This is a genomic window from Prolinoborus fasciculus (assembly GCF_056724605.1).
This window is the reverse complement of sequence record NZ_JBWZQN010000038.1, coordinates 20,146-33,253: the sequence shown is the minus strand read 5'-3', so window position 1 is coordinate 33,253 and position 13,108 is coordinate 20,146. Positions and strand designations below refer to the sequence as shown.

12 protein-coding genes are annotated in these 13,108 nt (G+C 44.8%); 4 read left to right on the top strand and 8 right to left on the bottom strand.

The window, feature by feature from the left end:
- Positions 1 to 220 precede the first annotated feature (220 nt).
- Positions 221 to 2,032 (top strand): sensor domain-containing diguanylate cyclase, encoded by a 1,812-nt coding sequence (locus AC1P5O_RS10220; protein WP_138742989.1) that lies wholly within the window; start codon positions 221 to 223, stop codon positions 2,030 to 2,032.
- On the opposite strand, the gene AC1P5O_RS10215 is transcribed toward AC1P5O_RS10220, so the two are convergent.
- Complete coding sequence (locus tag AC1P5O_RS10215; RefSeq protein ID WP_228719748.1) at positions 2,029 to 2,484, bottom strand: GNAT family N-acetyltransferase; 456 nt, start codon at positions 2,482 to 2,484, stop codon at positions 2,029 to 2,031. The two genes, AC1P5O_RS10220 and AC1P5O_RS10215, sit on opposite strands and share 4 nt — an antisense overlap.
- Before the next feature lie 383 nt (positions 2,485 to 2,867).
- On the opposite strand from AC1P5O_RS10215, the gene AC1P5O_RS10210 reads away from it, so the two are divergent.
- The 3 genes from AC1P5O_RS10210 (at position 2,868) to AC1P5O_RS10200 (ending at position 4,535) form a co-directional block, all read left to right on the top strand.
- The gene (locus AC1P5O_RS10210) at positions 2,868 to 3,353 is read left to right on the top strand and encodes a hypothetical protein (RefSeq protein ID WP_005265913.1); all 486 of its coding nucleotides are present in this window, start codon (positions 2,868 to 2,870) and stop codon (positions 3,351 to 3,353) included.
- A 259-nt stretch (positions 3,354 to 3,612) separates the two neighbouring features.
- A complete protein-coding gene (locus AC1P5O_RS10205) occupies positions 3,613 to 3,888 on the top strand; it encodes a hypothetical protein (RefSeq protein ID WP_004280654.1) in 276 nt (91 codons plus the stop codon).
- Positions 3,889 to 4,037: 149 nt separating this feature from the next.
- The gene (locus tag AC1P5O_RS10200) at positions 4,038 to 4,535 is read left to right on the top strand and encodes a DUF2505 family protein (protein ID WP_004280652.1); all 498 of its coding nucleotides are present in this window, start codon (positions 4,038 to 4,040) and stop codon (positions 4,533 to 4,535) included.
- 120 nt (positions 4,536 to 4,655) lie between these two features.
- Here the strand turns inward: AC1P5O_RS10200 and AC1P5O_RS10195 are convergent, their stop codons facing one another.
- The 7 genes from AC1P5O_RS10195 to AC1P5O_RS10165 all read right to left on the bottom strand — a co-directional run bounded on the left by AC1P5O_RS10195 (position 4,656) and on the right by AC1P5O_RS10165 (position 13,008).
- Complete coding sequence (locus tag AC1P5O_RS10195) at positions 4,656 to 5,330, bottom strand: DUF1345 domain-containing protein (RefSeq protein ID WP_138743321.1); 675 nt, start codon at positions 5,328 to 5,330, stop codon at positions 4,656 to 4,658.
- Positions 5,331 to 5,527: 197 nt separating this feature from the next.
- Complete coding sequence (locus tag AC1P5O_RS10190; RefSeq protein WP_005265911.1) at positions 5,528 to 5,977, bottom strand: YbjQ family protein; 450 nt, start codon at positions 5,975 to 5,977, stop codon at positions 5,528 to 5,530.
- Between the two features lie 3 nt (positions 5,978 to 5,980).
- A complete protein-coding gene (locus tag AC1P5O_RS10185; protein ID WP_138743320.1) occupies positions 5,981 to 6,337 on the bottom strand; it encodes a YbjQ family protein in 357 nt (118 codons plus the stop codon).
- A gap of 108 nt (positions 6,338 to 6,445) precedes the next feature.
- Positions 6,446 to 7,912 (bottom strand): multidrug efflux RND transporter AdeIJK outer membrane channel subunit AdeK, encoded by a 1,467-nt coding sequence (adeK, locus tag AC1P5O_RS10180; protein ID WP_005265907.1) that lies wholly within the window; start codon positions 7,910 to 7,912, stop codon positions 6,446 to 6,448.
- The gene (locus AC1P5O_RS10175; protein ID WP_138743319.1) at positions 7,912 to 11,088 is read right to left on the bottom strand and encodes an efflux RND transporter permease subunit; all 3,177 of its coding nucleotides are present in this window, start codon (positions 11,086 to 11,088) and stop codon (positions 7,912 to 7,914) included. Before AC1P5O_RS10175 ends, adeK begins: the two co-directional genes overlap by 1 nt.
- Positions 11,089 to 11,100: 12 nt before the next feature.
- A complete protein-coding gene (locus tag AC1P5O_RS10170; protein ID WP_004814853.1) occupies positions 11,101 to 12,369 on the bottom strand; it encodes an efflux RND transporter periplasmic adaptor subunit in 1,269 nt (422 codons plus the stop codon).
- Between the two features lie 36 nt (positions 12,370 to 12,405).
- Positions 12,406 to 13,008, bottom strand: a complete 603-nt coding sequence (locus tag AC1P5O_RS10165; protein ID WP_138743438.1) for a phosphatase PAP2 family protein — start codon at positions 13,006 to 13,008, stop codon at positions 12,406 to 12,408.
- Positions 13,009 to 13,108 lie beyond the last annotated feature (100 nt).

Here is a 13,108-nt window from a genome sequence, read left to right as displayed (position 1 = left end):
TGTTCAAATGGCGATTCAGCGTTTAATTGGTTTTGGGAAAAAAGAAGAGTTTAAGGAAATTTTGGCAATTTTAAGAAGGCAGAACCCTGATAGGATAAGGGTTCTGTGAAATTTGTCGTGTACAGAGAAGAATAATAAAGAATTATCTTGAGATAGAACGTATTTGCATAACTTGATAAGGAATGTCTATTTTTTCGTATTTGTCTGGGCCTTTACCTGCATGGCTTGCATCATAAGTTCAGCAATCGCTCAGGATGAACTCCCTTCGCCGTCATTTCAGCAGCAATCTCACGACCATATTACTGAAGTTCATTTTACCGAACATAGCACTAGTGCCTTGCAGGGAAAATGGCTGTTTTATCCGAGTCAGTTTATTGTTCAGCCCAGCCCCGTACTCCAGTCAAAAACAGTTGAATTGCCAGCCTCTTTTAAAACTCTAGCGGGTTCAAACTCTGGCTACGGTACCTTTATTGGCTATTTTAAAATTCCGAAAGAATTTCTCGGGCGACGCATCGCGATTCGGATTCCAACCCAATACGGCGCCTATCGGGTATATGTCAATGGACAGTTTATTGTCCGTCTCGGGGAAATCAGTACCACACCTGACAAACAGGTGACTGAGAAAGCACCGCGTATTGGCTATTTTGTTCCAGACACTGAGTATATTACCTTAAGCATTCAGGCTTCCAATTATACCCACTTGCATGGCGGTCTCGAACGACCAATGCAGATCGGCGTTGCAGCTACCATCAATCGCCAATTCCAGCAGCTCATGATGAGTATCGCCATGGTGTGTGGGGCGGTGCTTGGGGTGGGGATGTTTACTATTCTATTTTCGGTATTCAGGGGATCACAAGAACGTAACAGTAAAAGTATCTTTGTTTTTGGCTGGTTTATTGTCTTTTTGGCCCTGCATAATCTGTTTTCTGCACCTTATGCCTATACGGTATTTACCAATATCAACTGGCTGTGGGGAGCCCGCTTAGAGTATCTGTTTACTTTTATTGCTGCCTTCTTTTTTCTCAGTTATATGCATCTGTTTAACCGGCGCTATTTAAATCCAGTGATTTATTATATCGCGGTGGTATTACTGGTCTTTAATATTATTTTTACATTATTCTCACCTCCTGAGATATTTGAACGTCTCGCCCTATTTAGTGCGATTTTTGCCTTGGTTATCATCGGTAATTTTATTTACGGCTTTTATCAGACCTTACGTTATAAAGAGCATTATTCGCGTTTAAATCTGATTGCGATTATTTTTCTTTGTGTCACCTTTTTGAATGATTATCTGTTGCTGATCAATGCAATTAAAACCACGCATCTGTTCTTTATCTCAACCAGTATCTATGCCTTATTAATCATGTTTCAGCAGTCTAGACATTATGCACATCAAACTTATGAGACTGAACAGCTGAACCTGAACCTGATCGCCCTCAATAATTCGCTCGATCAAAAAGTTAAAGAACGGACCCAGCAACTGCGTGAAGTGAATGCCAAACTGGAACAGCAAATGAATATTGATGCGCTGACTGGAGCTTTTAACCGGCGTGCCTTAAATCATGAAATCCAGCAGCAGTTTTTGCAGACCCAACAGCAGCCGCAACATACCTTGATTTTTGCCATGCTCGATGTCGATTTTTTTAAAAACTATAATGACTATTATGGCCACTTAAAAGGGGATGAAATCCTGAAAAATCTGGTTAGGATTATTCAAGCTGCTTTACCACCGTCTGGCTATCTGGCACGTTATGGTGGTGAAGAGTTTGCGATTCTGCTCACTGGAATGCCGGTGCAAACTGCCCTAAAAAATCTGGAAAATGTATTAAACCAGATTCGGGAACAGCGTATGCAACATCTGAATCGGCCAGATGCAAAAGATTATGTTACGGTCAGTATGGGCGCGGCCTGGGTTGAACAAAAACATGGCTATGCAGATATTCATGAATTGATGAAAGCGGCAGATATGCAGCTCTATGCCGCCAAACAGGCAGGACGTGATCAGTTGAAAATTGAAAAAGAGGCCGATTAAAAAATATATTTATACAGATAACGCGATTCATCTTCTGACTCGGCAGAATGGGGATGAAAGCCGCAGTGTTGATAATAACTTAAGGCAGTTTGGGTAGACTGTATTTCAATCTGATGAATTTTTTTCTTTAATAAAGTGCGATGCATTTGATGAAATAACTGGGTGCCAAAACCCAGTCTTTGGCAGTGTTGGGCCACATAATGCATCCGGATTTCTCCAGCATCACTGACCAATAAGAACCCGGCGACCTTGTCATAGATGAGATAAACCCAGCAATCGTTATACAGCATATCGACAATCAGGCTGGCATGATCAAATTTTTCTAGCCAGGTTTGAATTTTGCTTTCTTCACGCTGATGATCCAGTACGCAAGATTGAATGCTGTCATGAATGACCTGAATAATTTGAGGTATATCTTCGACCCTCCCTTCACGAATCATAATATTATTCATTTTCTCCAACATTTATAGTGAGGGTTTATTTGATAAAAAAGAAGAGGGTAAAGAACAGAACAATATTGTAGTTTTTTGAGAATGTTTGCTGTGATTTATCAATGTGAAGATTGGTTCTGTTGCTGATTTGTCCTGTTTGTTTATCTCAAGTTCTTAAATCTCATTACAGCGTTAAAAATAAAAAATCAAAGTAAATCAATTTTTAAATAAATCGAAGTTAGAATCTAGGCACAAATGAGCAAGCAGAGAAGATAAATAGTAAAAATAAGCCTGAAGTTTGCACTGTATAAAAAATAGACGTATGCTGAGTCAAAAGGGACTATTCAAATGAATCTTGATCCTATAACCATAAAAATAAAATTAGTCACATGAGATCATCAACCATGCTGAAATTACTGCTCCTGTTATGTGTTTTATTTATGTTGAATGCTGCCTGGATCGTAGGCAGAAAGATCTATAAAGCTCAGCGCCATCTGGCGCGTCAGCGTCCAGAAAAACCGGCACAGATTTCCAGCATGACAGAGCAAGAGGTCATCGAGCAAGAGCAGCAAGTACATCTGGTAGATGCTTATGAACTGGAGCTGTTTGACGATGTGGCACAGCTATTCTTTCAACAGCAAGTGCATATTGAGAATCGGGCACAGGCCGAACAATTACAGCAAGAACTATTACAAAAAATGCCGATGCACAGTGGCACCCAGATTCGTCAGATGGATTTAGGGGAATGGTCTATTTTCTGGAATTTTTATGATCAGTCACTGGAATATTATGTCGGTCGCTATGGCGTATTCTATGCACATGTCGACCGTTTTGGAGAAGAGCACCGGCATGAAATTCGCAGGGAACTTTTGCATTCTGACTGTGCTTAGAACACCACTTTCAGTCATTCTGTACGATTGAAGATCTCAGACTACGTACTTAAGCCATTGCAATTCAGAAAAGGTATCTCATGCCTTAGCTCAGATTTTTTCTGCCGCTTGGCGGAAATAGCCCATATAATTTATCTCCTTTAAGCCATAATCTTGTGCTAGAAAAACCTCAAAACTCGAGAGTCGTATCCTTGAAATAGTCATTTAAAATGTACGAAGTCTGGCGAGCAATGATCCGGACTAAAAAGGCAGAAATACTATGATCATTGATTTTCATCAAGCACAATTACAGAAGTTTATTGCACTGGCGATGAAGATCGAAGCTGAGCCTGAACTGTATTTGCAGTTTGATTCTGTGTCTGATTTTTATAAGGCTGACTGGCTGCAGGCTTTCCCAGCTGGAACTGAATACTATGTTTCCGGTCTAGATGATGGTGCCGATGAGTTTCATGCCGTGATTTATTATGGCGAAGCGCAGCTACAGATCAGCTGTGGACAGGCACAGCTTTCAGTAAAACTATGTTGCAAACATTGACCGGGCTGCCGGAATTTCCCGATAAAAGAATAATGACATCCGCTATAAAGTTGATATAAATTGCAGAGTCATCTCTGTATCTGATTTTTATTCGCATCAGCCGAGAGTGGCATAGGCGAATATCGTAATAAAAATAAGGAAAAAATAGCATGGCACATCAGTTCACCGTGAAAGCAATTATCAATGGCGTGTCTATTGATGAATTTAAGCGTTTGGCCAATGATATTCGTTTGCATGAGGCAGTTTGCCATCGAATTCCTGCGCAAAACTTGGAAATCCTGGTTTCGGAAAAGCAGGGGCATATGTATACCCTGAAACGCGCTTATAATCTAGATGTTAATATTCCGGATATCGCAAAAAAATTACTCAAAGATGCCTTCCGTTTGCAGCGTACCGATGTTAGCGATCTGAATGAAATGACTTCGACGGTACAACTCGGTGCGAACTTGCCGATCGAGGCCATCTGTCAGCGTGCAGTCACTGGAGATGAAGACCAGATCCAGTTCCAGTTAAACTGGACAGTCAAAGTCAAAGTGCCTTTGCTGGGTGGCATGCTAGAAAAGCATGCTGAAGGTGAGATTCGTAAATTTAGTGAAATTGAACTCAGCATCGTCGAAGATGAATTGCGTAAAGGTCTCACCGCTTGAAGCAATCAAATACTGTGATTGACCTAATTTAAAAACTGGTCAGGTTAGACGCAGGGTAGTGGTAGCTGATTGGGCGGTAGATCGCTATTTTCAGGGTACTGCCACTATCCAAAAAACTTTTTAAGTGCTGATAAAGTTTGCCGTTACATTAATGCTGATGGCCAGAATGGTGGTATTGAATCCGTAAGCCAAAAGCAAATGTAGGGTATTTAAAACCCGCATGGATTGGCAAGTAATGGATACATCTGCAGTTTGCGCAGAAGTCCCGATGATATAACTAAAATATAGAAAGTCTGGATAAGTCGGTCTGGTGGTATTTGGAAAATCCAGTCCGCCTTGTTGCTGTTTGTCGAGCGCCAAATAAAAGTCATGCGCATAATGAATTGCAAAAATCGTATGCATCAAGAACCAGGCTGAAATAATGGTCAGAACTGACAAGATTAAATGGCCGGTTCGGATGGTAGTGTCTTTGGGTAAATGATTAATTTCAATAATAATCGCTATAAAACACATGATCAGGGTGATGATCACCAGAAACAGAATGATCCATTTGCTGGCATCCTGTTGCATGGCGCGTTGCAGAATATGAGCATGATCAATACGCCAGAGTTTTTTTATGGTCAATAATAAATAAGCGTAAATCGCGATATTCCAGCTGATCAAGAGGCAGCTTGACCAGCTCAAAGGGGTGACTGTCTGTAAAACCAGATAAAATCCAATGATGGCTGGGAAAATAATAAAGAAATACAGACGGGATTGAAGTGCCGTTTTTATAGATTGAAGAAGCTGCATCATGCCATTTATATTTGTTTTGCTGACTTCTCAAGATCCTAGCAGAGAACCGTTTGCAATAAAGAAGATTGCAACGGCCTGAGTATCAGCCTCAGTTATTTCCTCTACGACATTTCATCCTAAAGGTGTCGAACTGATTTGACTGCGCGGATCGCGCAGCAGGCGTGATCATCTCAATAAATTTTTTTCTGAACCGAGGTTTAGATCGATTGAGCAGGTTGTTGGATTGCAGTGCCATAAGCAAAGACTTCCACCATGCCACCTTGCATACCGAGTTCAGTGGTGCTGAGCCGAATGCCCATAATCTGAGTCGCCCCGATTTTTTCGGCTTCGAGTTTTAAACGTACAATTGCTTCACGTCGTGCGCGTTCTACGACACTTTCATAGCTGGTCAGACGGCCACCGAGCATATTCTGTACATTGGCAATCGCATATTTAAAATAATCATGGGAAATGACCACATTGCTGCTGATCATCTGTCCGGAATATTCAGACACAGCGAAGCGGCTATTATTCACCCGGATATATGCCAGACGTTGTTCCTGTTCATCCAGATAACGAAAATGTTTACGTTCGTTATAACGTCCAAAACCGAAACCGACACTAAACAGAATGGCAAAAATGATGATCTGGAGAATTAAACCATCCATGCTTTAATCTTCCTGCGGAAAAGGGTCGGGCAATTTTGGCATGATCGGATCAACGACTACGGCTGTTCCATAAACAAAGAGTTCAGAAGCACCTTGGGCGATATTGGAGGTCGAGAAACGAATGCCGACAATCGCATTAGCCCCCATAGTACGGGCTTTTTCAATCATGCGGTTCATGGCTTCCTGTCGTGATTCTTCCAGCAGTTCGGTATAGGCGGTAAGCTCACCACCGACAATATTTTTCAGGCCGGCCAGTAAGTCACGTCCGACATGTTTGCTGCGTACGGTACTGCCATACACCACATCAATTTGCTGGCGAATGGTATGTCCCGGTACAGATTCCAGATTGCTAAGTAACATGTGCATGTTTTCTAAATAAATCGCTGGTCTATGACAATAGGAAAACTGCCTCGAAAATGCAATAAAAAAAAGCCCACCGAAGTGAGCTTTTCCTGATCTGTCTGGAATTTATTGCGCTGGTTGTTCTGCCGCACGGCGCTGTTCAGACACAGACGGGGTATTCGGCAAGGTATCCGTCGTGTTGACTTTCAAGCCGCCACCCAGGGTTTTGTAGACTTCAACCTGATTGTTCAGATTGGCCTGTTCAAGCAATAACAAACCTTGTTCTGCTGCATAAGACGCACGCTGTGCATCCAGTACCGTCAGATAGCTGTCAATTCCGGCGCGGAAACGTGCCTGAGACAAGCGATAGGTGGTGTTGGTTGCTTCGACCAGACGGCGCTGAGCTGCCAGACGATCACCAATATTCTGACGTACTGCCAAGGCATCATTCACTTCACGGAAAGCAGTCTGAATCGACTTTTCGTAATCTGACAAGGCAATTTGCTGATCGGTTTCAGAAATACGGATATTGGCCTGACGGGTACCCCAATCAAAAATTGGAATATCCAGACTCGGACCAAATGACCAGGCAAAACTACCTGATTTAAACAGGTCGCCTAAATCAGTAGAGGCATAACCTGCTGAACCGGTCAGACTAATCGTCGGGAACAGACGTGCACGTGCTGCCGCAATATTGGCACCTGCCGCAGACAGGCGGTATTCTGCTGCACGAACATCTGGACGGTTGATCAATAGATCACTTGGCAAGCCTGAACCCAATGCAGTATTGGAAGTGATGCGGGTCACGCGTTGTGCTGGTAATAAATTCGCAGGCACTTGCTGACCGACCAGCAGGTTTAACAGGTTTTGTGCCTGTGCCACATGAGTCCGGTAATTCGCAACATCATTACGTGCTGTTTCAACCGAAATTTGCGCCTGACGCACTGGAAGCTCGCTGTCGATCCCGACATCAAAACGTTTTTTGTTCAGATTAAAAGATTCAAGCTGAGCTTTCAGCGTTTGCTCAGCCAAAGCCAGATTGGCATTGGCAAACGAGTAGCTGAGCCAAGCCTGAGACACCTGACCAATTAAGGCAATTTGCGTCGCATCTCGAGCACTTTGGGTCGCCAGGAAACTATCCAGCGCATTATCACGCAAGCTGCGGACACGTCCCCAAAAATCCAGTTCATACGCAGTTACACCCAGTCCGACATTATAAGTTGTCACTGCACCACGATTCTGCGAATTCATGGTGTCCTGGCGCAATACGCTACCACTGGCACCAATCGTCGGTAACTGGTTGTTTTCAGTAATTTGATACTGTTGCTGAGCTCGTTGAATATTGAGGGCAGCAATACGCAAATCACGGTTATTGTTTAATGCCAGATCCAGCACTTGTAACAGGCGCTGATCAGCAAAAAAGTTTTTATAACCTTGTTCTGCTACAGAAGTACCAGACGCATTGGTATAGCTGCTCGGGATATCTGCCTGCGCAACCGGCTCTGGACTACGCATGCTTTGACAGGCCGTCAAAGCAAGCGCAAGGGCAGATACCGCAATGCTACGACCTGTAATAGACCATACATTTTGCATTACGACTTATACTCCTGATTTTGTTGTTTTGGTTTGTATTTAAAGACACTTCGAATCCACACGTAGAATACCGGGATAAAGAAGATACCTAACAAGGTCGAGCTGATCACGCCGCCAAGTACACCATAACCGACTGAGTGCTGGCTACCTGCACCCGCACCTGAAGCCAGAGCAAGCGGTAATACACCAAAACCAAAGGCCAATGTGGTCATGATAATTGGACGTAAACGCATTTTTGCCGCATGCAAGGTCGCTTCAAATAACTCTTCACCTTGTTCCTGCAATTCTTTCGCAAACTCGACAATCAAGATCGCGTTTTTCGCAGAAAGACCAATTACCGCAATAATCGCCACCTGGAAGTAAATGTTATTCGACAGGTTCGGGTTTTGCAGCAGCACCATTCCACCAAAGGTGAGTAATAATGCACCCACAATACCCAATGGCACCACCAGTAGAACCGAGAACGGAATCGACCAGCTTTCATACAGGGCTGCCAGACACAGGAAGACAATCAGCAGTGACAAGGCATACAGGAACGGCGCCTGTGCACCAGATTCACGCTCTTCCAAAGATAGACCTGTCCATTCGAAGTCGAAACCTTGCAAGCCCATTTCTGGTAACTTCGCCACAATTTCTTCCATGGCCACCATTGCATCGCCCGAGCTGATACCCGGAGCAGGTGTACCTTGAATGTTCATGGACGATACGCCGTTATAACGCTCAAGACGTGGAGAACCGTAGGTCCATTCGCCTGTGGCAAATGCCGAGAATGGCACCATTTCACCACGATTATTACGCACATACCATTGGTCCAGATCTTCCGGCATCATCCGCGAGCCAGCTTCACCCTGAACATAGACTTTCTTGACACGACCACGATCAATGAAATCATTGATATATGAACCGCCCCAAGCAATACCCATGGTGCTGTTAATTTCGGCAACGCTGACACCCAGTGCACCTGCTTGCGCATGATCCACAATGACACGGTACTGAGGAGTATCTTCCTGACCATTCGGACGTACACCAGCCAGACGCGAGTCTTGTGCTGCTAGACCGAGAATCGTATTACGTGCTGCCAGGAGCTGATCATGACTTTGACCACTTGCAGCTTTGAGCTGTAAGTTAAAGCCAGCCGACACACCCAGTTCAGGCATTGCAGGTAATTGCAGTGGCATGATGTAAGACGCATCTTTGACAATCATGTTCAGCGCCATACCACGTTGAATAATGGCACCGATTTGAGATTCCGGACTGTGACGCTCTGACCAGTCTTTCAACTTAATGAAAGCCAGACCTGCATTTTGTCCCACACCCGTGAAGGAGAAACCTGCCACACTAAAGACGGATTCTACATGCTCTTTCTCGTTTTCCAAGAAATAGTTGGTCATGGTGCTGACCACTTTGTCGGTACGTTCCAAGGTTGCATTTGGCGGTAACTGAACCAGCGTCATGACCACGCCCTGGTCTTCATCCGGTAGGAAAGAAGAAGGCAGTTTCTGGAACAACAGCACAATAATACCCAGTACCACGGCATACACCACGCCTGAGAAAATCTTGCTATGAGTCATACGGTTGACGCCGCCCTGATATTTCACAGAAACCTTGTCAAAACTGCTATTAAACCAGCGGAAGAAACGCGCAAATATACCATTACTTTGCGGCTTGTTCGGATCATGCTGTTTCAGCAGGGTCGCACATAGGGCAGGGGTAAAGGTTAATGCCACTATCAGCGACAAGACCATTGCTGTGACCAGCGTAATCGAGAACTGACGATAAATAACCCCGGTGGTTCCACCGAAGAAAGCCATTGGAACGAATACTGCCGATAGCACCGAGGTAATACCAATCAGTGCACCAGAAATCTGTTTCATCGACTTTTCAGTTGCAGAAACCGGATCCAGATGCTCTTCCACCATGACCCGTTCGACGTTCTCGACCACAACAATCGCGTCATCGACCAGAAGACCAATCGCCAGTACCATGGCAAACATGGTTAGGGTATTAATCGAGAAGCCGAAGACATTAATCACGGCAAAGGTACCCAATACCACGACTGGAACTGCCATGGTTGGAATAATGGTAGCACGCCAGTTCTGCAGGAACAGGAACATGACCAGGAACACTAGAATAATTGCTTCGATTAGCGTTTTAACTACACTCTTGATTGACAGTTCAATAAATGGCGTGGTGTCAAAAGCCAGTTGGTCGACCATGCCTTGCGGATAGTTCGGACGTAACTGCTCTAAGCGTTCTTCTACTGCTTGGGCTGTATCAAGCGCATTAGCACCAGTGGCAAGTTTAATTGCCACACCACCAGCTGGTTTACCGTTAAACTTCGAATCAAACTGATAATTATCTGCACCAAGTTCAACCCGTGCAACATCACCCAGACGGACTTGCGCGCCCGAAGTGGTGTTTTTCAGGAAGATATTGCTGAACTGTTCTGGAGTTTGCAGCAGGCTTTGTGCAGTGACAGTCGCATTCAGGACTTGTCCTTCAACAGCGGGTGCACCACCGAGTTGACCCACAGCGACCTGAGCATTCTGGGTACGGATGGCAGTCGCAATATCACTTGGCGTGACTTGCAGGCTCGCCATTTTGGCTGGATCAAGCCAGATTCGCATAGCATAAGAACCACCAAAGACCTGAACTTCACCCACCCCAGCCACACGGCTTAAAGGTTCAGAAATGTTCGAATTTACATAGTCTTTGATATCATCGGCGGTCATGCTGCCATCAGGTGAATAGAAAGCCAATACCTGCAGGAAGCTGGCGCCTGATTTGGTAACACGCACACCCTGACGCTGTACATCTTCAGGAAGAAGTGCAGTCGCAGACTGTAATTTGTTCTGGACCTGAACCTGTGCGATATCAGGATCGACACCTTGTTCAAAGTTCAAGGAAATAGACGAAGAACCGTTACCCGCACTGTTAGATGAGATATAACGCAGTCCATCCAGACCATTCATTTGCTGCTCGATGATCTGGGTTACAGTATTTTCGACCGTTTCAGCAGATGCACCTGGATAAGTCGCAGAAATCGTGACTGTAGGCGGTGCAATGGTTGGATACTGGGCAATCGGCATTTTGGTCAGGGTCAAAATACCTGCCAGCATGATGACCAGTGCAATCACCCAGGCAAAGATAGGACGATGAATAAAGAATTGAGCCATAAACCTTACTCCTTATGCTTTAGCAGCAGGTTTTTGTTCAGATTGTTCTTTTGCATCATCCGCTTTTTGCGCTGCACCTGGTTGTTGGGCAGCAGGTTGTGCAGCACCCTGTGGTGCAGCAGCTTGAGGCTGGTAAGGTTTAGCCACGACCTGTTGTTCCGGTTTTACTTTCGCAATACCATCTACAATCACTTTATCGCCTGGATTCAGACCTTCAGTCACAATCCAGTTGCTGCCTTGAGAACCAACGGTAGTCACTGGACGTGGCGTCACTTTATTGTCAGCACCGACCAGCATCGCCATTGCCTGACCTGTTGGGGTACGAGTCAAAGCTGCTTGCGGAATCAGGAAAGCATTCGGTACTTCACCCTGTACGATTTGCGCAGTGGCAAACATACCTGGAAGAAGCAGATGATTTTTGTTCGGGAATACCGCACGTAAAGTCACGGTACCTGTTTCCGGGTTCACGCTAGCATCAGAGAATGCAAGACGGCCTTCAACCGGGTAGATACTGCCATCTTCAAGCTTTAACTTGACTTTGGTATTGTTAGAGCTGTTCAAGCTGCCTTGATTAAGCTGTTGACGTAAACGTAAAAGCTCGGCACTTGACTGGTTGATATCTACATAGATTGGATCTAGACGCTGAATCGTTACCAATGGCTCTGGCTGATTCGCTGTTACCAAAGCACCCGCCGTCACAGACGAACGGTTGGTCTGGCCTGAAATCGGCGCGCGTACAGTCGAATAGCCCAGGTTGATTTCTGCATTACGCAAAGTTGCGCGATTGGCATTCAAATCAGCTTCAGCCAGTTTGACCTGTGCCGCGATGTCATCATATTCCTGTTTGGAAATGGCATTGGTACCGACCAGTTGACGGTAACGGCCTTCCTTCACACGCAATACGCCCAGATTGGCTTCAGCACGGGCAATCGCTGCACGGGCATTGTCTACTGTAGTGCGGTTGGTGCTTGAATCGATTTCATATAAGGCCTGACCTTCACGCACATAGCTGCCTTCCGTGAACAAGCGTTTAAGCACCACGCCACTGGCTTGTGGACGTACGTCTGAAATTTCAAATGCTGTTGTACGACCTGAGAGCTCTACAGACTGCTCTACACTTTGCGGTTGTGCAACAAGAACACCGACTTCAGTCGGTGGCATTTGTTGTTGAGCACCAGCTTGCTGGCCCTCTTTAGGATCTTTGCTACAACCAACAAGTGCAAGACTTGTTGCCATTGCGCAAGCAGTCAGGGCAGGTGCCCAAAGCTTTGCAGACATCATTATTCCACCTCTAATTAGATTTATATCTAAATTTTCTTATTTGTGAGCCGCGCAATATCTGATCCAGACCATATACCACAACGAAATCCAAATAAAACTGATACTCCAGCCGGATATGACATCTGAAGGAAAATGTACACCCAGATAAACTCTTGAGATCCCCATCATCAACATCCATACCACTGCACCAATCACAGTGAGGGTATAACGGGAATGTTGCCGATGGATGTAAATTGCCAGACACGCCAGACAGGCCGCATAGAGACTATGGGCACTTGGAAAGGAACTTCCAAAGCTTTCAACCAGATGCAAGGATTCTGGTGGTCGGGGTCGGGCAATCGTAAATTTCAACAGCCAAGCTAGGAGAATTCCTCCGATAATTCCGATACATATAAAAATTGCGTTTGTATACTTTTTATACCACAGCAATGCAATACACCATAGTGTGGATAAAAATAATACAAATGGCATGCCACCTATTAGGGATAAGGACTGAGTAATTTGATTCCAAAACTCGGTGCGATACAGACTCATCCATTCCACAGCTTGCAAGTCGAGCTCGTTTAAAGCGGGAATATTCAGGATGAACACACTGAAAATTAAAAATAAAATACCGACAAAAAGTAACAAGTAATGCATGCCAAAAATCCTTGTCCTTTTAACCGTTCGCAGATCGGCCAATTGTCTGAACCAAAGTGTACTTGTCAGTACACTTTTTTTCAAGTGTGCGTATTTTATG